Source organism: Anaerolineales bacterium (genome assembly GCA_030583885.1).
Taxonomy (GTDB): domain Bacteria; phylum Chloroflexota; class Anaerolineae; order Anaerolineales; family Villigracilaceae; genus Villigracilis.
In genome coordinates, this window is record CP129480.1 from 25,604 (window position 1) to 49,091 (window position 23,488).

The following is a 23,488-nucleotide window of genomic DNA, read 5'->3' on the forward strand; positions in this document are numbered from 1 at the left end:
TTATGAAGAACACCATTCAACGAGTTGTGCTAACCCTCCTGCTCCTCCTGATCCTGATCGGGATGGCAGGGCATTGGGTGAACACTGCCAAAATCACGGCTCACGCTTCCAGTGAGTCGGTCTGTGTCATCCATGCCGGCATTCTCCTGCCAGAACAGCCCAAGTCATCACAAACCAAACCTGATGTTTCCGTAATGCCAACGCCGGATCAGATTATTCCCTGGTGTTTGCACGAAAATATTTCCCACCCACCAACAGTTTAATTTTGACCTTTCAGTCTGTTGCCCTGCCTTTTCAAGGCGAGGGCTATTAACCATTTCCCGTACCTGCTAGTTGAAAAGGACATACCTTATGGAAAAAACAATCGAATTGGAAATACCCCTGCTTTTGCCCAATGTGAAGGATGAGCAGGATGAATGCCTCAACCGTCTCGAAGTCTCTCTGCAGAATCAAAGGGGCATCCTGCGCGCCCATCTCGAGCGCGAGAAAACGCCCGTGGATCTGTGCCTGCATTACGATCCCAACCTGCTGACCCTCGAACAGGTGAAGCGATTGGCACAGCGTGCAGGCGCGGGAATTGCCAACCGTTACCATCACCTTTTCACGCCCATCGAGGGCATGGATTGTTCGGACTGCGTGACGGTCATCGAACATAGTCTTGGGCGCATGGACGGCGTACTGGCAGTAAATGTCAACTATGCCGCCGCAAGTTTACGCGTGGAATATGACAAGCATAAGGTAGATCGTCCTGCCATTGAAAAACGCGTTCAATCCCTGGGCTATGAAATTCCCGCAGAAGGATTCCGCAGTTGGTATAAAGAAAATCGTGAAATTGTATTCAGTCTCACAGCAGGATTGCTCCTAATAATCGGCTGGCTCGGGGAAACCTTTTTCGGTCTGCCCGCATGGATCGCAACCACGCTCTACATTGGCGGATATGTCTTCGGCGGTTGGGATATTTCGCAACACGCCTGGCACGCGATCAAAGAGAAACATTTCGACACCGACCTGCTGATGGTCATGGCGGCGCTCGGCGCGGCGTTTCTCGGCGAGTTTGCCGAAGGCGCGTTGCTTCTGTTCCTCTTCAGCCTCGGTCATGCACTGGAGGAACGGGCATTGGATCGCGCCCGCGCCGCTGTGCGTGCGTTGGCAGACCTCGCACCGAAGACCGCTCTTGTCCGCCGTGATGGAAAAGAGCAGGAACTTCCCGTCGAATCCTTGCAATTGGAAGATGTTGTGATTGTCCGCCCTGGCGTGCGTATTCCTGTGGATGGTGTCATCCTGATAGGAAACTCTGGCGTGGATCAAGCCTCGGTCACAGGCGAATCTCTCCCGGTGGATAAAGTTCCGGGCGATCAGGTTTTTGCGGGCACGGTCAACGGTGAAGGCGCGTTGGAAGTAAAAGTGACACGGCTTGCCAAAGACTCCACGCTTGCGCGTGTCATGAAAATGGTGGAAGAGGCGCAGGCGCAAAAATCACCCACCCAGCAAACGGTTGAAAAATTCGAGCGCGTCTTTGTTCCCGCTGTGTTGATCGTTACGGCGTTGGTCATTATCGTGCCTCCAATGTTTGGCTTCCCTTTCCACGAATCATTTCTTCGCGCGATGACCCTCCTCGTCGCGGCTTCCCCCTGCGCCCTCGCGCTTGGCACGCCTGCTACAATCCTTGCAGGTGTGGCGCAAGCTGCGCGTAACGGCGTGCTGGTCAAGGGCGGAGCGCATCTCGAAAATCTTGGTCGCCTCAAAGCCATCGCCTTCGATAAAACAGGCACGGTGACTCATGGTCGGCCTGAGGTGACGGATTTGGTCGTGTTCCCAGACTCGGGGTGGAAAGAAGATGATGTGGTGTCGCTTGTTGCGGGAGCGGAGTCTCGTTCCGCCCATCCGCTTGCACAGGCAGTCGTCCGTTCGGCTCAGGGTCTGCCCGTTTCCGTCATGGACGAAGTCGAGTCGCTGACGGGACGCGGTTTGCGCGCCGTCACGAACGGCAAAACGATCTGGATCGGCAATCGCAAATTGATGGATGAGGCGATGGTGACGATTCCCTCCGATGCCCTGCAAAAAGCCGACGCCTTGCAACAATCAGGCAAGACCCTGATGTGGATCGCCGAGGATAAAACCGTCATTGGTTTGATTGCTCTCGCCGATACGTTGCGCCGCGAAGCTGCCCCAACGATGAAAGCCCTCAAGGGCGCAGGCGTGGCGCATACCATCATGCTTACAGGCGATAACACGCGTTCCGCCTCCGCCATTGCCCATGAAATCGGCTTGACCGAATATCGCGCTGACCTCATGCCGGAAGATAAACTGACGGTCATTCGAGATTTGGTGAAGGAGTATGGTCAGGTTGCCATGATCGGTGATGGCGTGAACGACGCGCCAGCGCTGGCAAATGCCACGGTCGGCATTGCGATGGGCGGCGCGGGCACGGACGTTGCGCTTGAAACCGCCGATGTTGCCCTGATGGGTGATGATCTGAGCAAGTTGCCTTTTGCAGTAGGATTGGGTCGCGCCACGCGTGCGATTATCGTTCAGAACCTCTTCATCTCGCTAGGTGTGATCGCCCTGCTCATCATCACCTCCCTAACAGGCATCGTTAGCATCGGAATTGCCATCATCTTCCACGAAGGCAGTACGTTGGTCGTTGTGGCAAATGCGTTGAGATTGTTGGGTTATTCCTCCTCAAAGGTGTAGGCAATGCAAGTTCAGATCTCGACCATCCTTAAAAGCGCGCCTGATCGAATCTGGCAGGAGGTGCAGACCTCGAGGTTGTTGCAATACATCTCACAACCCCTACTTGTGTTCACGCCCGTCTCACCTTCTGCCTTTCCCGAAACCTGGGGAAACGGCAACTATCAAGTGCGTATGTGGCTGTTTGGCGTACTTCCCCTCGGCACTCAGTGGATCGTGATTCGGCACATCGCATCATCGGAAGGTTATGACCTCCTCGACGACGGTCATGGCAACCTCATCACCCGCTGGCAACATCTCATCTCTTTGCGTCCTACACCGGGAGGTTTCACACTTTACACCGATACAGTCAACATAGACGCACGTTGGCTGACGTTTGGCGTATGGCTTTTCGCAAACATCTTTTATCGTTACAGGCAAAGCCGGTGGCGTCGTCTTGTTCGAAGGAATTTCAATTATGACCAGTTCTAACCTGGACATTCTCATTATCGGAGCCGGACAGGCGGGTCTGGCTTTGGGCTATCATCTACGGCAGACGTCCTGGCACTTTCAGCTAGTGGACGGTCATGGCCGAATCGGTGATAGTTGGCGAAATCGGTATGCTTCGTTGCGTTTGTTTACCCCGAGGTCATACAGTTCCCTCCCTGGTATGGAACTGTCTGGTGATCCGGCGGGGTATGCCGGGAGGATCGAGTTCGCCGACTATCTGGAGGTGTATGCCAGGCACTTTGCGCTGCCCGTTGTTATGAACACAACTATTCAAAAGCTCGATCGCGCGAATGATTGTTTTCGTGCCTCCACCGAATCCGGGCAAATTATTACCACTCGGTCAGTCGTGCTGGCAACGGGTGCATTTCAACAACCGATCATCCCTGCCTTCTCGAAATCCTTTTCCGCGGGTACATTGCAGTTTTCACCGGCTACCTATCGCAACCCCGGGGAAATTCCAGCCGGGGTTGTATTGGTAGTAGGTGACGGAGCAACTGGAAGGGATATTGCAGCAGAACTGGCAGACTCTCACCGTGTTCTGCTTGCCGCTGGTCGCTCACGACGATTGGTGCCAGATTACATCCTGGGTCGGAGCGCTTGGTGGTGGTTTGATAAATTTGGTTTTTTGCGCGTTTCTCCTGGCACTCCGCTGGGACGGTATCTCCGACGATCCGATCCCTTTCCTGGCCGCGGTAAAGGGCTTAAGCAGTTGGCTCTCAAAGGAGTGAGAGTGATGTCTCGGCTTGTAAATGTGATGGGCAGAAGGGTTACCTTCTCGGATGGAGAATCCGCCGAGGTGGATATCGTGATTTGGACAACAGGATATCGAGATCGGAGTGATTGGGTGGATATCCCTGAAGTCAAGGATGCCCAGGGACAATTTCTCCAACAGAGCGGGATATCCTCTGTGGCGGGACTGTATTTCATCGGTCGCCCCTGGCAGACAAATCGCGGATCGGCTTTGATACTGGGTGTTGGCGCAGATGCCGAAGATTTGGCCAGGAAGATTACCACCCATTTGCAGGCTGCCAGTGTTATACCCTGAACAGATGTTTTTATCGCGACTTTCAAGAATTGGACGACATGTAAACTATAATCACCGGTTTTATCAAGTTCCAAATCGCTTGGTGTGACAGCCAATGCAGCTACTTCAATAAATCATTCCGTTGCTTCATTCTCAAGACAACGGTGATGAGCTGCCACCAACCAGGGAACAGTCTTCAAGTTAAATCCAATTTCAGTAAATCACGAGTTTGATTCTAACCTCAGCATAACCCGTCATTGCGAGCGTTCTGTGCGAAGCGATCTTACATTCTTGAGTGATTTTACGTCTGAGGCACAAGATTGCTTCGTCCGGAAAGACCCTCCTCGCAATTACGGAAAAGCTGTGATGTACTGAATTTATTAAAAGGAGAATTTCATGAACAAGAAAAAGTTATGGATGGCAGGTTTGATTTCCATCACTGCCCTCATGCTGAATTTCCAATTGACGCTGGCGCATGAGCATGTAACTATTGGCGATTATGAAATCGAGTATGGCTGGCTTGAAGAGCCAGCGATTGTCGGACAGCAGAACGCCATTATCGTCAACGTCTCCAACACCAGCAGTGGAGAAGCACAGCCTGTGGAAGATGTTTCCTCCCTGTCTGTCACCGTTTCGTACGGCGGGCAAAGCAAAACGCTTACACTCCAGCCCCTGGGGGAGGATACCCATAGTCAGTTTGTTGCGCCCATTCTGCCCACGGTAGCGGGCACATATACACTCATCTTCGGCGGCAGGTTAGGCGATGCAGATGTAAACGCGGAGGTTGAACCCGAGGAAGTGGAAGGCGCAGATATACTCCAATTTCCCAGTATTGAGTCTGCACAACAAGGTTCTGGCTCCGGCATGACCAATTGGCTCGTTTATCTCAGTCTGTTGATTGGACTGATCGCCCTAAGTCTGGGAGTGATGGCGCGGCGCAAGCCTCGTTGATAGGTACAAGTAATAGCACTTGCTTCTAGCCGAGTTCACGTGAAAATAAAAAATCGTTCGATCTGGTTGATCTTTCTTATCCTCGCATATAGCGCATGGGTAGTCACTCCAGTGTCTGCTCACACCCTATTATTGCGTTCCACACCCGAGGCGAATGCCGTTTTGGAGAAATCCCCTGCCCAAGTGGAACTCATCTTCAGTGAACCGCTTGAACCGGAATTAAGTTCAATCACGGTGTATGACTCGAACAATCTCATCGTTGACGCAGGAGACGTGCGCGTCGATCCCTCAAACATTTATCGGGATTGTTTATCTTTGGCGCTGTGGCAGGCAGCGCGGCGCTTTCACTGATAAGCGGAGCTTTGCTTGCGGGCGTGATTGCTTTCGGAGCGGCGGCGTTGCTCTTTCTAGTAACGGAGGAATTACTCACCGAAGCCCATGAGGTGGCGGAAAATCCGCTGTTGACCTCCGCTTTTTTTGTTGGCTTTCTGGCAGTCTTCCTGCTTGAATTGTTGAGTTGATTCGACCATCCAATGGACCTCGAAGCCGTTACGAACTTGATTATTGTCATGGGCGCAATTGCCCTGGGGCTTGCCGTCGTTATGAGTTGGCTGGGCAGTATCCATCACCTGGATGCGCCACGTTTGATTTCGAGCGGGTGGTTTGCCTTGCCTGCCTGGGCGCAGGTCGTCTTCGGATTTGCGGCGATTGCCTTTTTTATCTGGTTTGGATTTCTGCTGTGGATTCCTCTTCCATTGCGATTGCCCGAACCTGTAATATCGCTCGCGCGTCCCCTTGGGCTGATCATCTTTCTCGTCGGGCTGTGTCTCACCCTGCGGGCTCGCCGGGCATTGGGCGCGATGTATGGTGTGAGCACAGGTTCGTCCGCACCGTTGCAGGAGAGGCATCGCCTCGTCCAGCGCGGACCATACGGTTTCATCCGCCATCCCATGTATCTCGGCTACTGGCTGGTGATGTTCGGAATCCTGTTGACATATCTCACATGGACGCCGTTGGTGTTGTTGATAATGACCGTGCCTTCGTTCTCTCGTCGAGCACGGCGCGAAGAGAGTTCGCTGGAAGAGAGATTCGGCGCGGAGTGGCAAGTCTACGCGGCACGGGTACCAAGGTTCCTGCCACATTTGAAATTAAAAGTGAAGGAGAAAAACATTGATAACACGAATGGGTACCAACATTGATTAAGTGGCATTGGATTGTCTTGCTTGTCGGGTTTGGGCTGTATGTGCTCGTTCCGATCCCAGGAATTTTGCCGCACTCCGTGGATGTTGTGGTGATGATATTGTCGGGGATCAGCCTGCTTTCCGTCGCCATATTTGGGTTTGATACAGTTCATGTGGAGGGAGGTCTGGCAATCTCAGTGGTCACCCTTAGCCTGCTCATGCTTATCGTAGGCATCGTACTGGCGTGGCAGGGTCATGGATATATCTTGTTCCTGCTTGCCGCGCCAGCCCTTGGGCTTGGGATGTTTGGCGCGAGAAAATTAATGGATAAAAGAGAGAAACATGATTAAGAAGAATCCGTATTTTGTGCTGTTGATCGCGACAGCAGTCATTGGGCTGACGATGCTTGTGGAATTTGTCTTCAGAAAACCTTATTCCTTTCACGGCACGGTGATCAACCCTCCTTTGCCTGTGACAGACTTTTCCCTCCAGACTGCCAACGAAGAAGTGTTTCGTCTGAGCGAACAAAAAGGCAAAATCGTATTGCTATTTTTTGGATACACCAGTTGTCCCGATGTTTGTCCTGTCACCCTGGCAACCTTCAAACAGGTCAATGATAACCTGGGGGAGGATGCGCAAAAGGTTCGTTTCGTGATGATTACCGCCGACCCGGACCGTGATACGCCTGATAAAGTTGCTGAATATGCCGCGCGATTCAATCCTGAATTCATAGGACTGAGTGGCGATATGACAGCGCTTGCTTCAATCTGGAAGGAGTTGGGAGTTTTTGTTGAGAAGCAGGAATCAGATAGCGCAGCTGGTTATCTGGTAAGCCACACGGCAAGTGTGTATGTTCTGAATCAGAGTGGCAGTCTGTTCATGACCTTCCCGTATGGTACGACTGCCACAGAGATTGCAGATGATATTCGACAGATCTTGAAAGATTCAAAATAGCAATCTTCGGTCTGGTAATACAATCTTAAAGTTAAATGATTAAGAGGACCCCGATGCAACCCAAAAACAAGAAATCCATTTCCACAAAAAAGGTAGCACGCCAAGCGGAACGCCGCCTGAAGTTGCGTAATGGCATCATCTCCGGCAGTTTGGCCTTCGCGGCGATTATCGCGATTTTTCTCATGTTCAACGCCAGGGAGCAGGGAAAACAACAGATCGAGGGAGTTACGGAATACACCGCTCTTAGCCGGGATCATGTCAGTGAAACCGTAAGTTACGACCAGACTCCGCCTGTTGGGGGAGCCCACAATCCTGTCTGGCAAAATTGTGGTGTGTATACCGAGACCATCGCGAATGAAAATGGAGTTCACTCCCTTGAACATGGCGCGGTCTGGATCACCTATCGACCTGACCTGCCTGACTTGGAAGTTCGGACATTACAGGCACTCACCCGTCAAAGCGGTTTTCGCTTGCTGAGTCCATACCCTGATCTGCCCAGCCCGATTGTAATTTCCGCCTGGGGATACCAACTTCAGGTGGAGCAGGCTGATGATCCCAGGATAAAGGACTTTATTGAACAATACGAACTGAGCCCACAAGGACCTGAGCCTGGAGCACCTTGCACGGGTGGAGTGGGGCAACCAGGCTAGGAGACATGATGATGACCGAAGAATTACCGCCTGAGACGTCCTTGCCCCGCGCGGTGCACAAGTTAGATGTTCTCATGCTCTTATCATTCGCTGTATTGTTGGTGAGTGTGGCAGTGCTTGCCTTCTGGCTGGGCACACGGCAGTCCTCTGCGCCTGGCGAAAACTCTCCTGAGGCAGGCTTTGCCAGGGACATGATGATGCACCACGCACAAGCTGTGGATATGGCTACACTGCTTCGTGACCGGACAGAAGACCCGGAAATGCGACAGCTTGCCCTGGACATTATGCTGACACAACAAGCGCAGATTGGTCAGATGCAGGGGTGGCTGGCCGTATGGCAATATCCAATTGCCAGCACCGACCCGGCTATGATGTGGATGGACATGCCGGTCAATGGTGGAATGCCTGGGATGGCCACCCAGGTGCAGTTGAATGAATTACGCGAATTGCAGGGTGTGAAAGCCGATGGATTATTCCTGCAATTGATGATTGTCCACCACCGTGGTGGAGTGCTCATGGGGGAGGCGGCGCTGGAGAGCGCCAAAAGCCCCGAAGTGTTGGCATTAGCACAATCCATCGTCAATGCACAAACAAGCGAAATTGCCGCCATGCAGGACCTTCTGGCTCGTAAAGGGTTTCCGCCTGTAATGGACGAACCGAAAGAAACGAATCATGAGGGGATGTCGCCTTGATGAGGTTGTCATTGACAAAAAAACGACTGAACAATACTGGTTTATCCAGGCATCTTGCTGCGAACCAAAGGTTCAAAGCAGACGATGAAAGTCAAATTCTATTTTCAAGAAGGACACATATGAAAAACAAACTTTTGATTTCTACAATCCTGCTGGCAACATTGTTGGTCAGTGGATGTGCAAGGTCGGGTGAATTCAAGGTAATGGATGCCTGGGCTCGCCCTGCCGCTTCGGGCAATAACGGCGCGGTATATTTCATTATCAGTAATGCGACCGACGCGGATGATACATTGCTCAGCGCCAGCACGGACGTCGCATCTGCTGCCGAGGTACACATGAGTATGATGGATGACAATGGCGTGATGTCCATGCAAATGCAGGAGGCTTTGCCTATCCCTGCGCAACAGGAGATCATTTTCAAGCCTGGCGGCTTGCACGTCATGCTCGTTGGTTTGACGCAGGATTTGAAGGTTGGCGATACGATTACCATGACACTTAACTTTGAAAAAGCAGGAGACTGGACAATCGAAGTTCCGATACGCGAACCCTAAACAAACTTTCATCTTTGAGATTGCCGTCCAAAGTATAATGTTCCTTCGGAAGGCAATTTCATTGTAAAGTATGAATGGATCTCATCGTGTTCTCCTGATTGTGACACTGGCTTTTCTTCTGGTGGGGTTGTCTGCACATTTGTTTCCAGCCGCATCCCTGTGCGAATGCTTGTCACAGTCACAGGAAGATGCCAGGGCAACCAACCTGGATCTTTGCCTGATATGTCAGTTGCAAACAGGAATTCATTCTGCGCCGTGCCCAACAGATCCGAACCATGAAATCATACAGCAAGTGAATATACGGATCAATTTGCATTCATTGGAACGCGCCTTTCCCATTTTACGTCCCCCCATCGCTTAAGCTTTCAACCGTATATTTCGCTTGATTACAGCGTCCCCTTCGATGTCCGTAAAGGTCACATCGATGGTTTAACTTTAGCCCGAGTTACTTATGGAGTTTAGATGAAGAAAAGAAAGAATCAAAAGTCCCCTGTTCCGCTCTTTCTCGCACTTGGCGGCGGACTCCTATTGATTGCCGCCGCGATCCTGTGGGCAAATCAAAACGTTCCCGCCACCCCGACGTCTGTTACATCCCATGAAGAGGAGACGTACCCGGATATTCCACGTGTAAGCCTGCCCGACGCCAAGGCTGCGTTGGAGGAAGGCGCCGCTATCGTAGTGGATGTACGTTCCGTGGAAGCGTATCAAGCCGCCCATGTTGCCGGTGCGATCAACATTCCACTTGCCGAACTTGAAACGCGTCTGGCGGAGTTGGATAAAGCACAATGGATCATTACCTACTGTACCTGACCAAGCGAAGAATCGAGCGCCCGTGCGGCGTCCATACTGCTTGAAAATGACTTCAGTAAGGTTACCCCAATGCTCGGCGGTTTTGAAGCCTGGATGACTGCCGGTTATCCCGTCGAGCCATGAAAGAAAGAAACACATTAGGAGACGCAATGTTTGCACGATTAAATGTATGCCTGGTACTGATTGGCATCGGTTTGTTTTCGCTTGTGGCTTGCCAGCCACAGGAACAGATCGGTATCCAGGCTGAAATGAATGGCATTCCTTATCGAGTGGTATCTGTGCAGGAATTACAGACCATGCTGGAAGACAAGGATTTCACCATGATCAATGTTCATACCCCTTGGGAGGGAGACATCCCGGATACGGATGTTCGTCTGGCGTATGATCAGATCGAACAAAACACGGTTAAATTACCAGCCGAGAAGGATGCTAAGATCCTTGTCTACTGCTTGACATCCGGCATGGCAAAAAAAGCGGTTGCTACACTATTAGTCCAGGGATACACAAATGTCTGGATGCTGGAGGGAGGCACAACCGCCTGGCAAGAGGCTGGTCTCATGTTGGAGAGCCAGCCATAGGCATCAAGGAACATAAAACAAAGACGGGAGAGTAAAACTCTCCCGTCTTTGTTGAACTTTCAGATATCTCTATTTGACAACTTCGAGCGTTCCAACCATGCCTGCCTGCAAATGCCCTGGCATCCCACAGACAATCTGGTAGGTACCCGGTTGGTCGGGCGCTGTGAAACTTAGTTCCACGCTCTCGTCTGGTTGGGCATCCACCTCCCAGTACGCATTGGCAATATCCTCTTCATCAAACATATCACCGACATCCACGCCATATTGCATGATATAAAAGTTATGCTCCACGGTGCCGTTGTTGACAACCTTGATCTGGATTTCTGCACCGGCTGGCACGGACAGCTGATTGGGGGTAATTGCAAAATCGCTCAATTCCACTGTGAGTTTGGTGGACGGTCCGCCGGACTGACAGGCTGACAGGAAAACCAATATTAAAAGGAAAATACTTTTCTTCAACATACAACTCTCTTAACCAGGATAGTCAACAAATATCTTACCGGTAATATTTAGTCCAAGAACGCTGACCTTTGCACCGGACTTCACGGTCAGATTGTGATCGAACGATGAATAGTCAACGATCACGATCTGTGCGCCGGGAAGGAGTCCAAGATCTTCAAGATGGCGGAGCAATTCCGCATCTGCATTCTTTACACATTGGATCTTCGCCTTTTGTTTCGGGCGCAGTGCGGAGAGAGGGGTCGAATCCTCCAATGGCATGACCAGATCGGCAGTGGGAATTAACTCCCCGTGCGGGTCGCGCAGGGGATGTCCCATTGCCGCTGCCATCCGCCGTTCAAAATCCTCCGAAATGACGTGCTCAAGGCGTTCTGCCTCCTCATGGACTTCATCCCACGAATAGCCCAACGTCTTTACCAGCCAGGCTTCCAGGAGACGATGATGCCGGATAACCTCCAAGGCGGCTTTCCTGCCCTCTTTGGTCAGCGTGACGCCCTGATGCTTTTGGTATTCGACCAGGGCGGGCTGCGCGGCGGCAAGTTTTTGAACCATGTTCGTCACGGATGCCGGCTTGACGTTGAGCCGTTCGGAAAGGGCATTCGTGCTGGCATTCTGACCGCCTTCCGTCAACTCGTAAATATGTTTCAGGTAATCCTGAATGGATATGGTCAGAGACGATTCCATTGGAAGGCTCCTATTTGATCAACAACCCGGTGACCCACAACATCATCATACCGGTCAGGACTCCGCTAAAGACAATCATGGGCATGGCTTCACGCTGTGTATCCTTTTGAATCAGTTTGGCGATTTCGTAGATCACCTGGAAAATCGCGCCTGCGCCGATGGCCAGGAACAGCACCGTCAGGAAGGGCGAGGGGGTGTATCCTCCGATCCAGGCTCCCAGAATGGCAGGCGCTCCACCGACCAACCCCATGATCGCGAGCCTGCCGACCCCGGGTCTATCACGCAGGACTGGCGCAATGATGCCCAATCCTTCAGTAATGTTCTGGATGATGAAACCCACCACCAGGAAAGTGCCCAGAGCAATTTCGCCGACGTTATAAGCAGCGCCTATTGCCAGCCCTTCTCCAAGGTTGTGAATGCCGATGCCGACCGCGATCACAAAGGCGATAGCCAGCCGCTTATCCGCTTCGTTGCCGGTGATTTCAGACTGGCGTTTCGAGATCGCCTCCAACAACAGGAAGGTTGCCACTCCACCGATTCCGATCAAGCCGATCCCCTGAAAGGAGGAAGGGATCTTCCCGGCAAACTCCAGCGCTTCTGCGACCGTGTCCAGCCCAAGAAAGACCAGCAGACCCGCCGTTGCCGCCATCAGGAAGGTCATGGTCCGGCGTCCCATTTGTCGCAACGCCGGAAACCAGAAGATTCCCAGAAAGACCGGGATTACGCCGACATACAAACCGATGAGTGTGAATCCCCAGAAGGTGGCGGTGTCCGGTTGAGGCGTTTCGAACGCAACCGGGATGTCCACTGTGAAGGGAATGGCATTTCCGGTAAAGATGATCAAGCCATATGCCTCACCATACGACCACGGATAAGCGATGGTAATGGTGGCACGCTCCAATCGAGGGACGACTGCATCTGGATACACCTCGAATGGCATGACCGCATCATTCACAATGACCTGGGCGATGGTAATTTCTTCCGGACTCGTGTTGCGCACCTGCAATTCGATGCTGCCTTGTTTGAGAACATACCGCTCGATATCCAGATTCTCAACCGGCGCGGCAGAGTCGAGATTCAATCCTCCCCCTGTGGAAAGGAAGAGGACGATCACGCCGGCGAGAAGAATGATCGGGATGAGCAGCAGGATAAAGGTCCGGAAGGTGAAGCGATTGGATGGACTTTGAGTCATGACATACCTCTAAACTATTCGGTTACTTCGAACATACCGTTCCAGCCCAATTCGGCAAATTCGGTTACGTGAGCATGAAACATGTACATGCCGGGATATTTGTATGAGAACTCCAGTATCCCGCGTTGGGCCTGACCTTGAATGATCGTGTCCGTGAATTCGGAGGGGGTCAGGCTGGTACCTGTTGGGTAGTAATGGAAGAAATTGGCATGCAGGTGGAAGGAATTGAGCAGATCAAATTCCAGGATGTTCACAAGATAGATGCGGATCTTCTCGCCGACTTTGATCTGGATCGGATGATTCTGATAGTAAAAGGGAATGGCATTGACGGCATAGAAATCGTTGACATCATCGAAATCCACATCGAAGCCGCTCATGACCATGACCATTTCACGATCCACGGGTGGGCGACCTTCCTTGGGATCCACAATAAACGTGCCATATAAACCCTTGGCAATATGGCGCGCCAGCGGAAAGACATGACAATGATAGAGATGCAGACCGAATGGCTCCGCATCAAACTCGTAGGTAAAACTGTCGCCGGGTTCGACATATCCGCCTGGTCCCGAACCGGGCACGCCATCCATGTTGCCCGGGTGGAAACCGTGAAAGTGCATGCTATGAGGATGGTTGCTTCCGTTGGTCATCGTGATGCGGATCAAGTCGCCTTCCGTGCAACGAATGGTCGGTCCCGGAATGCGCCCGTTATACGTCCAGGCGGGGTATTCGATGCCAGGCACAACTTCTATGTTCTTGTTGATGACCGTGATTTCATATTCACGCAGGGTTCTGCCATCGGGAAGAATGGATACTTTTCCATAGTCGAAGTCAGTGAGTATGTCTCCCGGATTAAAGCCGTTTTTTTCATGGTCCACATCCCCCGTACCAGGAATGACACCGCCCCCATGATCCATGTCTTGCATGGGAGGGAGGTTATGGCGTGAGTGGGATTTACCTTTGGACTGCATGATGGCAGTTGCGCCTCCAGCCCCGATCACACCAAAAGCCCCCAGTTTCAGGAAATCCCGCCGACTTAGTTGGTTTTTCATACATGCCTCCAATACAGATAAAGCCGATAAATTTAGTCTAATCTAAATTGTATTTTAGAACAGGAATAATTAAAAGTCAAGCATTTTCTCAAATAAAAATGGGCTTTGAATTTCTCCCTTCGAACGCTCCGACGGATACGGGGCGTTTTTGTTTTTAGAACCAGTGGATGGGCTAATACCCGCTCGGGACTCTGCCTACCCAATCCTCTCCAAGTCGGATCTCCATATCCACTGTGGACGCTGGATCAGGCTGGATGGTGATCTGCTGACTTCCCACCCCAAGGAGTTCCGTCAAATACCGCAGGGCATATAACTTTGAAGAGTAAAGAATTATTTTCGTGGTGTTTGATGCGCCGGTTGGCACGCCATATTCCACCACCTGCATACCTTGCGCGGTCAGGAGGGTGGCTGTGCGTTGCTCCAAACCGGCAGTATAGGTGTTATTGATAATCCTGATCTTCGCCTGATCAGATTGCATCAGCGCCACTGGATCACCTTGCGCCAATGGACTAAGCGGACCACCTGGGACAAAGATTTCATCCCTCAGGATGCGAATAAGATCCGGAACAGGACGCAAAACATTTGCCGGCACACCGTTGATGGTTGTATCGGCTGGGATCGCCATCGTGTTATCAATCACGCCTCTCTTGATGTCATCCACCCGAATGTCTTTCGCCAACACTGCCAGTTGGATTGCATCTTCCAACGACATGTTGGTGTGAATCCCAGAAGAAAATTCTGCATACAACTGCGGTGCCTGGGTAATCAAGGTGGCAAAGGTTTCCCCTTCCAGTACCTTGTCGCGGATCGCGAGGATGACCTGTTGCTGGCGTTTGGCGCGTCCCACGTCTCCGCCCGAACAGCCTTGTGATTCATGCCGGCAGCGTGCATACGCCAGGGCGCGCGGTCCGGTCAGGTGGCGGTAATCTCCCGGCTTCAACACAAAATGATCCTGTCCCGCGCCGAGCGGATCGAGCACCATGCGTTCCTCGACATACACATCGATGCCGCCGATCAGATTGATGAACGAAACAAACGTCCCAAAATCCACCTGCACATAGTAATGAATTGGCATGCCGATGAATTGCGAGACGGTCTGCATTGCAAGTTGTGGTCCACCGCCTGGAAGTTTGGCATTCTCGCCAATTGCCCAGGCGGTGTTGATGCGCCCATACCCTGCCCCTGGGATGTTGACCCACATATCACGTGGGATGGACAACATGCCAGCGGTTTTTGTGGCCGGGTCCACGGTCAGAACCATGATCGTATCAGTGCAGGTCGGACAGCCTTCCCCTTGTCCATCGTCGCCGCGCAAGCCAAAGAAGGCGATGTTGATTCTGCTGGCGCCATCCCATTGAGGCAATTCCATTTCCGGCGCGGATAATTCGATTGGAAGATCGTTTGTTGTTGCTGGATTGGGGGAGGCCGGCAGATCGGAAGATGGTTGGTTTTGTAGAGCGCACTCTGCGGGTGGTACACCTGGTAGGGCAGTCAGGGTCCAGCAGAGAGTCAGTTTGCGGACGATGAAAAACGCAGCAAGCATAGCCGCTGTCACGAAGATCCAATAGGCAAGCGAACGCCAGAAGGGATGATAAATATTCGGAGTTCGTGAACCTGGCATTACATCAACCCCGACCCCATGAACGGCGCGATGATCGCCAACACCAGACCCAGTACCGCCATCACCCCGAACAAGCCGGCGCGTTGACGCACCAGGGCCGCGCGTTCTTCAGTCGATTCCACCACGGAACGATGCACTGACTCCTGCAAGCCCTGCACACTGGACAAGACTGGACGATTGTTGGCGAAGAAGTCATAGATGTCACGCAGGAATAGATTCGCTTCAACATCCTTCGGATCAGGCAGGTGGGCGCGGGTCACGTCAACGGCTTTGGTGAAATCCTCCACCTCCATGCGCGCAACGAGTAACCCAAGCAGATTACAGAATGGTCCACCCACGGTCGAAGCGCGGCGCAGTGCTTCCTGTACGCCCACACCGGAGGAAAGCAGGGAACTCAATACCGATAGACCGATCAACATGTTATTGCGCAACGACTCAGCGCGTTTCTTTGCGAGCGTCTTCAAGCGCACATAGGGTCGGCGTAATCCAAGCAGAATGAAGATCATGGCGATCACCGGCGCGGCAGCGATAATGTTCATGGCCGCCAATGCCCCTGCCAGCATCCCGCCCACCAGCAGGAAGGTCGAGAAGTCGCGGATCGCCACCGCATAGAATTCACCGGGGGTATCGTAGGGATAGCCGGCACGACGAAGCAGGCTGATCACATCACTCATGTTCTTCGCCTGATCGGGATCAAAGCGTCCCGGCAGGATGGCGATCAATAACGCCTCCCAGGTCGAGCGTCTCTTGATGGGGGTTTGAGACTGGAAATTCATCAGGCGATTGCCGCCAAAGGTGCTGAAGGCATTCTGAAAAACGTTCAGCAGTTCAAATGCGAGCACGCTCAAACTAAGCGCGCCGAGAAAGGCAAAAAAAGTCATCGAGGTTCTCCTTGTGAAATATCGAGCCGGAAGTCTAATAACTTCTGCAAGGGGGTCTCGCCCGGCTGTCGCCCGCGAAACTTTTTAGTGAACAACCCACGGCGCAAGGCTTGCATGTGTTGTTCATCCCGGATAACCTGATGCGGTGGTCGCGGTTCGGCGAACTTCAAAGCGCCGCTGCCCGTCTCCCACCCTTCTCCGCCAAAGTCTGCCGGCCAGAGCGGATGGGCGTACATGTCCCAATCCCTCGGTAAACGGTTGTTCTTCATGGCGCGATGCCATCCCCAAAAGGCTTCGAAGCGCGGACCCCAAAGTCCCCAAACCAGATCAAGTTGCAACGACTCATCCCGCAGCAGGTTCAAGGTTTCAGTGCAGTGATGGCAGATCGGGATGGCATTCTCCGGTCGCTGATACCGCCACAGAATTTCCACCGGTGCATTTGGAGTTGGGTTGAGGATCGGTCGCCAGGAAGCGGACTTGCCGCAGCGAATGCAGTGATTGGGAAATTCGTGCCGCCAGGGGATCCCAGCCACGGACGCCGCCACGATCTCATCCAGATAGGGTTCCTCGGCTTTCAAGACAGAATACGATAACTTCACCGCGCCATCCGGCAGATTCCAGGCATGCGAAAGATCCAGGATGAACCCGGCAGAACTCACGATTTGCCCGCGTTCCCAGGCTTCGAATCTGCGCCGTTGGATTTCAGGCCGCACCTCGCCGCGATGAGCATCCCGAATGCGGCGGATGTCGGCGACCGCTTCTGCCAGCAGTGCGAACAACAAACTGTCCATGCGCAGGCTCGGGTCGATTGAACCTTGCTGAGGCAGGTCCAGCGCCACGGATAAAACCGTCTGGAGATATGGGTGATAGTCCACCTTCGGTCCGGTCTCGATCACGTATCGACAAACGGGCAATTTCACCCAGCGCCATTTTGTGATGACTTCATCGAATACCACCTGTCCTTGCGCACTGAGTGCAATGATCCGCATGGGCGGGCAGAAGAAGGTGTGGAAGGTCCGTGTTCCATCCGTGGGATAGATAAACGCCAGCACGGTATCGTTCAAAGACTCCATGAACATCGCGCCGCTGGCACGCTGCTGCGAGGTGATCAGAAACTGTAATTGCATGTTATTCACTGGCTCCTTCACCAAAGAGGATTTCACGCACAACCGGCAGCCTTGGGTTATTGGAACCCATTGCCTTCTTCCAGTCGTGCGCGAGGGGATGTTCAATTTTTGTGGGCAGTTCATATGCCCGGGTGGGGGTGGAGTCGATTAATGCCAGCAACTCCTTCGGCGTCAGGTCGGCGAATTGCCGGAATACGCCGCGCGCTTCACGCAGGGGATGTTCTCGCAGGCGGCTGATGGCATAGCCCAGGGGATCGGAAAGATTCCCACTCTGCAGGCTGGCGACATACAGCACCCACGAGACAAAGGCATGCACGGAGGCTTGAACTTCGAGCAGTTCTTTTTGGACTTTGGGATGCACATCATTCTGCTGAAGAAGGAGTTCAAGTTTCCAAAAATCAGGAGCGACCGCCTCCGCCGCTTTCGCGCTTTGCGCGTGCTGGGTGGTGGAAGTGTTTTTCTTGTCGGTGTTTAAGGGGTGTTTAAAAGAGTTTAAATCACTCCCATTTGCGTCCACCATATGACTCCCATTTGCGTCTGCTAATGCTCCCATTTGCGTCCAGCTAATACTCCCATCTGCGTCTGCCATATGACTCCCATTTGCGTCCACCTTATTACTCCCATCTGCGTCCAGCGGTTCGTCCAACAGAACCCGAAAAGCACGCGGCATGGACTCCACGCGCAGGTCGGCGTAGGTCTTTGAATCAGGCAGTTCGATTTCTTGGAGAAAGCGGGAGAGGTTGCCCCCACGTTGTTGCGAAGCCCAATGCGGCTGAAGCCAGGCTTGTACGGTCTTGTAACGGTTGGAGCCGATCAACTCCGCCATCTCCTGATATCCGCGCTTGAACGTCACCGTATCCCGGCGTTCCCCGGTGCGGGCATTGATGAAGGCCATATCGCGTGCGACTGTGATCAGCCAGGCTTGTGCAGGGGTCAGGTTATAGCGCTGGATGGTTTCCGTGATGAAGTAATGCGGGATGTGGATGTCGCCCAGGCAGTTGATGATCCTGCGGTGCAGTTCCTGGGCCAGACGCTCGATTTCAGGTGAAAAGGTTTCACCTGTTTCCAGCTTCGCCATATCCATCACCGTATTCAACGGGGAATGAGGCAGTTTCATAGCCAGCGGATCGAGCAGATCCATGACATCCTCGACCGCCAGCATTTCCTGTAAGGCGCTGGTGATGGAGTTATGTTTTTCGATCAATGCCTTCAAATGCAGATGCACCGCAGTGGCGTCGGCGCGGGTCAGGCGCGGGGTCATGCAGACCTGGTAGCGGATCGGTGCGCGATGCGGGCGTCCGTCCCGTCCACGCCGGAAGCGGCGCGCATCCTGGGAATCGACCCGTTGCACAAGCCCGCTTAGGTGTGCCTGAATGCCGGCGTGTTTCAAGAGTCGCCAGAAGGCGCCGTTGCTCATGGCGCTGAAACGCATCACCTCGCGACTGTATAGCGGCTTTCCAGATGGACCATTCTGATCCTGCACCCGCCACGCCGCCTGATGAAATCCAACATACAACCAGACAGCCTTCGGTCCGATCTCCATCCCCAGTCTGCGCAGATAACCCTTCACCACGACCTGCTTGTGCGGCTGGACGATGCGGTCATAATCCAGCCACTGCACAGGCTCGATGTTTATTTTCGGTTCGTCCGTTTCCTCCGCTTCGGTTTCCATCTCCATCCCTTCCTGTGACTCTTCCCCGACAACGAACTTCACAGAGACAGAACGATTCAAAATCCCAACCAGCAATCGCTGCACTGTGCTGGTCAGGCGCGACTCCAGCCAGTCACGGGCATAGGCATTGCGTGTGGAAACAAGCAGCACATCGTTTTTCAATTCCAACGCTTCCGTGCCCAACACCCAGGTTTCATACGAGGCGCGCGGCATGTCCAGCTGTAATTGAGCCAGCACCGAACTCCATGCTTGTTGAAGATCGCTCATACCGAATCTCCTCGTAAAACAAGCCTGGGTCTCCTGGATCGTTCATGCTGGATTTCTTTCGCCTCAGCCCTTCCTGTGCGTCCAACGTAGGCGGCAACGTAGGCGGATGCGTGGGCGGAACGTGGACAGGACGCAGGCGGCACGTTGTCCATGCCGTCTACGTCCTTCATTTTCTTCCATTGAAAAAGGTTTTTTTGGTGGAACTTCATCATTTGCCTTTGTGCGCTAAAGTGAATGTGGTGGATTTCGGTTTGGGTTCAAGCACCAGCAATCCGGTTTCATACGCTTTCAGACCAAAGCGCAACAAGGCTGTGATCAATTCCCCGATGGGTACATGCAAGCCATCGTCGGATGCCAGCGCTGCCAGTTCCTGTTTGAGTTCAGGAGAGAAGCCACGCCAGGTGGTGATGACCTTCCACAAGGCTTCCGGTTGTTTTTGTTTCACAGTACGTTGAGATCTGTTGATCGAATGTGCGGAGCCACTTTGCGGGAAGAGCGTCATGCGCATGCGTTCCGGATTGGGTCGCGGATGGAGATCGAAATCCCCGCGTTCGTAGGAACGCAGGGCGTAGTCGAGCACCACACATGCCACCTCACCTGAGGGAACCAGCAGGTCGTCGGCTATTGCCTTGACCTTCAAGGCCAGCTTGGGATCAATGCCGCGATAGACCACCTTGCGGCTCTGTTGCTGTTTTTCCCACTGACGGTTGCGCTTGCGCGGCGCTGCCACGCGCAGGGAGTCGTAGAGACTGGGAACTGCCGGGACGGTTGGAGCAGGCTCGGCAGTCTCAAAGGGATCGCGTCGTTGATTCATCTCCGCCTCCTAGAACTTCATGACATGTTGGGCCAGTGCCTGGTACTCCTTGGCAGCCCGGCACAACGGATCGAACTCAAAAATGGTTTTCCCTTCGGCGGCACATTCCCGCAGCAGGGTCGAACGATGGATGGGCTGCAACATGCTGGCGTCGAACTTTTCCTGCAGATTCTCCATCGTGGCTTTGCTCTCGCGGGTTTGTTCATCGAAGAAGGTTGGCAGGATGCCCAATAGATTTCCGCGCCAGTTCTTCCTTTCCTGCAGGATGCTCATCATGCGTAGCACCTTTGAGACGCCGTCGGCGGAGAGGAATTCGGTGGCACTCGGCACGATCACCAGGTCGGAGGCCCAGACCGCCCGTTCCTGGATGCCGCCCACGCTGGGCGCTGTATCGAAGATGATGTAGTGCAGTCCCTCCCTGAAAAAACGACTGACCGATTGTCGGATGGCGGAGATGGGCTGGTCCTGTGCGTTGAGCACGGTCTGGGCTGCCATTGTCTGCTGGTCCCCCGGAAACAAATACAGACCTTCGCGTCCGGACAACCGCACCCAGGATTTCAGGAAGGCGGTCTCCTGCAGCGTATGTCCCATCGTGAGCAGGTAGAACACGCCTGGCTCGGGACTGCGCCCCAGAGCGGTGGCACATTGTCCCTGCGGATCCAGGTCGATCAGCAGAACCTGTTTTCCTTTTTGGGTCAAGCCATGCGCCAGCGACACGGCAGTGGTGGTCTTGCCGACCCCGCCCTTCTGGTTCGCGATACAAATGATCCTGGTGCTCATGAGGACTCCTCCTGGTCCTTGTGCCGGATATGGCGTTTCAAACAATCCCGCAGGAGGAAATAAATGATCCCGCCCCCCAGCATGGAAAGGAAAACAAGCAGAACCCCTGATAACACGGCGCTGATGGCGTCAAACATGATCGTCCCCCTTGTGCGTTCCGGGCTGGAGTCGAATCCCATTGCACTCTGTTGTCATGACCGGAGAGGCAGTCCATGCCCCTCCAACAACAGGGTAACTGTGCTTGATGGTTGCGGAAGAGGTTGAACATCTCATGGTTGCACCTCCGCCGGTTGTCCTTCCGGTCGCTCTATCTCCTGTATTTTTTCCTGTTCAGGCAGCATGCCCAGCCGGGTCAATTCCCGGCGAATGATCAGGGCTGCCTGGGCACGCGGCACGCGCATTTCACGCTGTGCAAGTTGTTGCAGCGCCTCGCGTTCCTGTTCGCCCAGATACACGATTATCTTTGCCATAGTGTTCCCTTCAGATGCTGAAAAAAAATGAGCCGCTTTGTCGGCGGCTCATTAGTAGCATCTGGGAGTACGGGAATTGTACGGTTTGGATTACGGGATATCTACGGAAATTATTTTCCTCTTGATCTGGCTCCGACGGGCTGGTTACGAGGGTGTTTCTGTCAGGGTTTTCCTTTGTTTTTCCTCTATTTCCTTTAATACGTTGCGCCGCCAGTCATAAAACGTGGAGGTGGGTACCAGCAGCACACCATCCGGTCCACAGCCAAATTCCTCTTCGAGAAACTCCTCCAGGGTTCTGGCGGAGAAGGATGGATCGCGCCGTTCCCAGCGCAGTACCACCCTGCGGATTCTGTCTTCCGGGTAGCGGGTTTGTTTTCCACGGCGCTTGCGGTTTCCGGATGAGATCAGGTCCTGTAGATCGTCATGGTCGTCCCGGGTATCTTGTTGGATGGTTTCATTTTGGGGTGCCACGGGGTTTGATTGGGAAGAACCGGATTGATAGAATTCGATCCCGAACATTTCAAAGACAACCTGTTTTCCATCCCCTTGCGTTCTTCTTTCTGATTCGTCCCGGACAAAGCGATGAAGTGTATAAGCGTATTTGCCGCCCCGGATTCCAAGAATGATGATCCCAATGGATATGACGACCAGGGACACGAGGGCATCCTCGGGTCCGTAGTATCGATGAATTAGCCTGTAGATCCAGGAGATGGGGAAAATCAGGATGGTAATCACGATCACCAGCGCCAGATAATGACCCCACATCCTTTTGAAGTGGTTCATTATGGTTGACCTCAAAACTAAACGTCAAAAGCGGGATATTTTAGTACCGGTTCTGCGAATCTCAAATGACATTTGTTACCCTATTTGTACGATTTAGTCATTTGTTTGGGCATGACTCCCCTTAAAAATGCAAATTGAAAGGTCTTTGCAAATTGGAATCATTTGGCGGAATTTCGATGGACAGGTTGTGTGGTTGTTCCTTCCTTCTGATCGCACAACCTGTGTATGTTCTCGATTGCATGATTATGCCGGCGCTGGACTCTGTGGAGCATCGGCTGCGCGCTCGGATCTTCCCTGATCACCATCAACATTTCCTGATGGCAGTTGTGGATTGGCAGCTGCATTCTTTTGGACCAATCGTTTTCGTGCAATGTCCATCAGGTAGCTGTAGACCCGACCCAGTGCCTTTCTCTGTTCCGGGGTCAGGTCTGGCTTTGTTTCCTCAGAGGGAGTTGCCACGGTCATGCAGATTCTCCTGCCTGGATGAACTGCAATTTTCTTTGACGTTGTAACGGCATCGCCCTGTAATGGGCATGGAATATTTTCTTGTGCATAGTTTCCTTTCACTGCAATGAAAAATAAGAGTTGCCTTGCGGCAACCCTTAAGTAGCATTCCCCAGTACGGAAACTCTACGGTTTGGAATACGAAACTCCCTACGGGATTATCCAGGAGTTGATGGTGTGGGTGGATGACCTTGAATCAGGTTGTAAAAAAACCGGAACCTTCTTTCCGTTATGCTCTCCTCTTATTCGTTCATATTGTGAAGTCATACAATTCTCGGACTTTATTCCGTAGAGTAACCGTAGTCCTGGATGCTATACCCCGCTTCAGAACATTTACATCCGGGACACCAGTTCCAAATTCCCCGTTCACAACGTTATAATATCGTTTGGAGACGCGAACATCTATGGAAGATTGGCTGACAACATATGAGGCCGTGCAGATCAGTGGATATGAATTGGATTACATCCGCAAATTGGTGCGCGCCAAAAAGATCACAGGTCGCAAGTGGGGGCAATCCTGGCAGGTCAGCCGCAAATCCCTGCAGGAATTCCTGAAGAGCAGGGATCAGCACGGAGAGAAGCGCGGTCGTAAACCCAAACGAAATAAGGCATAA

At 52.8% G+C, this 23,488-nt stretch carries 29 protein-coding genes; 16 read left to right on the forward strand and 13 right to left on the reverse strand.

Going from position 1 to position 23,488, the window contains the following annotated elements:
- The first annotated feature begins 2 nt into the window (after window positions 1-2).
- From QY332_00165 to QY332_00235, 15 genes are all read left to right on the forward strand, one after another.
- Entirely contained in the window at window positions 3-263 is a 261-nt protein-coding gene (locus tag QY332_00165; GenBank protein WKZ36336.1) for a hypothetical protein, read from the forward strand.
- Window positions 264-351: 88 nt separating this feature from the next.
- Complete coding sequence (locus tag QY332_00170; protein WKZ36337.1) at window positions 352-2,694, forward strand: heavy metal translocating P-type ATPase; 2,343 nt, start codon at window positions 352-354, stop codon at window positions 2,692-2,694.
- Between the two features lie 3 nt (window positions 2,695-2,697).
- On the forward strand, window positions 2,698-3,162 hold the full coding sequence (locus tag QY332_00175; protein ID WKZ36338.1) for a hypothetical protein: 465 nt from the start codon (window positions 2,698-2,700) through the stop codon (window positions 3,160-3,162).
- Window positions 3,149-4,225 (forward strand): NAD(P)/FAD-dependent oxidoreductase, encoded by a 1,077-nt coding sequence (locus tag QY332_00180; protein WKZ36339.1) that lies wholly within the window; start codon window positions 3,149-3,151, stop codon window positions 4,223-4,225. The genes QY332_00175 and QY332_00180 overlap by 14 nt, the downstream gene beginning before the upstream one ends.
- A 375-nt stretch (window positions 4,226-4,600) precedes the next feature.
- A complete protein-coding gene (locus tag QY332_00185) occupies window positions 4,601-5,155 on the forward strand; it encodes a hypothetical protein (protein WKZ36340.1) in 555 nt (184 codons plus the stop codon).
- A gap of 39 nt (window positions 5,156-5,194) precedes the next feature.
- On the forward strand, window positions 5,195-5,506 hold the full coding sequence (locus tag QY332_00190) for a copper resistance protein CopC (GenBank protein WKZ36341.1): 312 nt from the start codon (window positions 5,195-5,197) through the stop codon (window positions 5,504-5,506).
- Between the two features lie 23 nt (window positions 5,507-5,529).
- Window positions 5,530-5,676: a hypothetical protein gene (locus tag QY332_00195; protein WKZ36342.1), complete on the forward strand. Its 147-nt coding sequence runs from the start codon at window positions 5,530-5,532 to the stop codon at window positions 5,674-5,676.
- 12 nt (window positions 5,677-5,688) lie between these two features.
- Window positions 5,689-6,354 (forward strand): isoprenylcysteine carboxylmethyltransferase family protein, encoded by a 666-nt coding sequence (locus QY332_00200; protein WKZ36343.1) that lies wholly within the window; start codon window positions 5,689-5,691, stop codon window positions 6,352-6,354.
- Window positions 6,351-6,686, forward strand: coding sequence for a hypothetical protein (locus QY332_00205; protein WKZ36344.1), 336 nt, complete (start codon window positions 6,351-6,353; stop codon window positions 6,684-6,686). The genes QY332_00200 and QY332_00205 overlap by 4 nt, the downstream gene beginning before the upstream one ends.
- Complete coding sequence (locus QY332_00210) at window positions 6,679-7,290, forward strand: SCO family protein (GenBank protein ID WKZ36345.1); 612 nt, start codon at window positions 6,679-6,681, stop codon at window positions 7,288-7,290. The genes QY332_00205 and QY332_00210 overlap by 8 nt, the downstream gene beginning before the upstream one ends.
- A 53-nt stretch (window positions 7,291-7,343) precedes the next feature.
- A complete protein-coding gene (locus QY332_00215; protein ID WKZ36346.1) occupies window positions 7,344-7,940 on the forward strand; it encodes a DUF3105 domain-containing protein in 597 nt (198 codons plus the stop codon).
- Window positions 7,941-7,945: 5 nt separating this feature from the next.
- Window positions 7,946-8,632, forward strand: coding sequence for a DUF305 domain-containing protein (locus QY332_00220; protein ID WKZ36347.1), 687 nt, complete (start codon window positions 7,946-7,948; stop codon window positions 8,630-8,632).
- A gap of 119 nt (window positions 8,633-8,751) precedes the next feature.
- Complete coding sequence (locus QY332_00225; protein ID WKZ36348.1) at window positions 8,752-9,183, forward strand: copper chaperone PCu(A)C; 432 nt, start codon at window positions 8,752-8,754, stop codon at window positions 9,181-9,183.
- A gap of 462 nt (window positions 9,184-9,645) precedes the next feature.
- Complete coding sequence (locus QY332_00230) at window positions 9,646-9,993, forward strand: rhodanese-like domain-containing protein (protein WKZ36349.1); 348 nt, start codon at window positions 9,646-9,648, stop codon at window positions 9,991-9,993.
- A gap of 149 nt (window positions 9,994-10,142) precedes the next feature.
- Entirely contained in the window at window positions 10,143-10,571 is a 429-nt protein-coding gene (locus tag QY332_00235; GenBank protein WKZ36350.1) for a rhodanese-like domain-containing protein, read from the forward strand.
- 69 nt (window positions 10,572-10,640) lie between these two features.
- Here the strand turns inward: QY332_00235 and QY332_00240 are convergent, their stop codons facing one another.
- The 13 genes from QY332_00240 to QY332_00300 form a co-directional block, all read right to left on the reverse strand.
- Window positions 10,641-11,033, reverse strand: coding sequence for a cupredoxin domain-containing protein (locus QY332_00240; GenBank protein WKZ36351.1), 393 nt, complete (start codon window positions 11,031-11,033; stop codon window positions 10,641-10,643).
- 9 nt (window positions 11,034-11,042) lie between these two features.
- A complete protein-coding gene (locus tag QY332_00245; GenBank protein ID WKZ36352.1) occupies window positions 11,043-11,714 on the reverse strand; it encodes a metal-dependent transcriptional regulator in 672 nt (223 codons plus the stop codon).
- Between the two features lie 10 nt (window positions 11,715-11,724).
- Window positions 11,725-12,906, reverse strand: coding sequence for a hypothetical protein (locus QY332_00250; GenBank protein WKZ36353.1), 1,182 nt, complete (start codon window positions 12,904-12,906; stop codon window positions 11,725-11,727).
- A 14-nt stretch (window positions 12,907-12,920) separates the two neighbouring features.
- Window positions 12,921-13,955: a multicopper oxidase domain-containing protein gene (locus tag QY332_00255; GenBank protein ID WKZ36354.1), complete on the reverse strand. Its 1,035-nt coding sequence runs from the start codon at window positions 13,953-13,955 to the stop codon at window positions 12,921-12,923.
- Window positions 13,956-14,127: 172 nt separating this feature from the next.
- On the reverse strand, window positions 14,128-15,576 hold the full coding sequence (locus QY332_00260) for an LCP family protein (GenBank protein WKZ36355.1): 1,449 nt from the start codon (window positions 15,574-15,576) through the stop codon (window positions 14,128-14,130).
- Entirely contained in the window at window positions 15,576-16,457 is an 882-nt protein-coding gene (locus QY332_00265; protein WKZ36356.1) for a hypothetical protein, read from the reverse strand. Before QY332_00265 ends, QY332_00260 begins: the two co-directional genes overlap by 1 nt.
- A complete protein-coding gene (locus QY332_00270) occupies window positions 16,454-17,584 on the reverse strand; it encodes a hypothetical protein (protein ID WKZ36357.1) in 1,131 nt (376 codons plus the stop codon). The genes QY332_00265 and QY332_00270 overlap by 4 nt, the downstream gene beginning before the upstream one ends.
- 1 nt (window position 17,585) lies before the next feature.
- Window positions 17,586-19,523, reverse strand: a complete 1,938-nt coding sequence (locus QY332_00275) for a DnaA N-terminal domain-containing protein (protein ID WKZ36358.1) — start codon at window positions 19,521-19,523, stop codon at window positions 17,586-17,588.
- 208 nt (window positions 19,524-19,731) lie between these two features.
- Window positions 19,732-20,337: a hypothetical protein gene (locus tag QY332_00280; GenBank protein ID WKZ36359.1), complete on the reverse strand. Its 606-nt coding sequence runs from the start codon at window positions 20,335-20,337 to the stop codon at window positions 19,732-19,734.
- 9 nt (window positions 20,338-20,346) lie between these two features.
- Window positions 20,347-21,117, reverse strand: a complete 771-nt coding sequence (locus tag QY332_00285; protein WKZ36360.1) for a ParA family protein — start codon at window positions 21,115-21,117, stop codon at window positions 20,347-20,349.
- Window positions 21,118-21,386: 269 nt separating this feature from the next.
- Window positions 21,387-21,587, reverse strand: a complete 201-nt coding sequence (locus QY332_00290) for a hypothetical protein (GenBank protein WKZ36361.1) — start codon at window positions 21,585-21,587, stop codon at window positions 21,387-21,389.
- Between the two features lie 144 nt (window positions 21,588-21,731).
- On the reverse strand, window positions 21,732-22,370 hold the full coding sequence (locus tag QY332_00295) for a hypothetical protein (GenBank protein ID WKZ36362.1): 639 nt from the start codon (window positions 22,368-22,370) through the stop codon (window positions 21,732-21,734).
- Between the two features lie 243 nt (window positions 22,371-22,613).
- The gene (locus tag QY332_00300) at window positions 22,614-22,835 is read right to left on the reverse strand and encodes a hypothetical protein (GenBank protein ID WKZ36363.1); all 222 of its coding nucleotides are present in this window, start codon (window positions 22,833-22,835) and stop codon (window positions 22,614-22,616) included.
- 443 nt (window positions 22,836-23,278) lie between these two features.
- Here QY332_00300 and QY332_00305 point away from each other — a divergent pair, with 443 nt between their 5' ends.
- On the forward strand, window positions 23,279-23,488 hold the full coding sequence (locus QY332_00305) for a hypothetical protein (protein ID WKZ36364.1): 210 nt from the start codon (window positions 23,279-23,281) through the stop codon (window positions 23,486-23,488).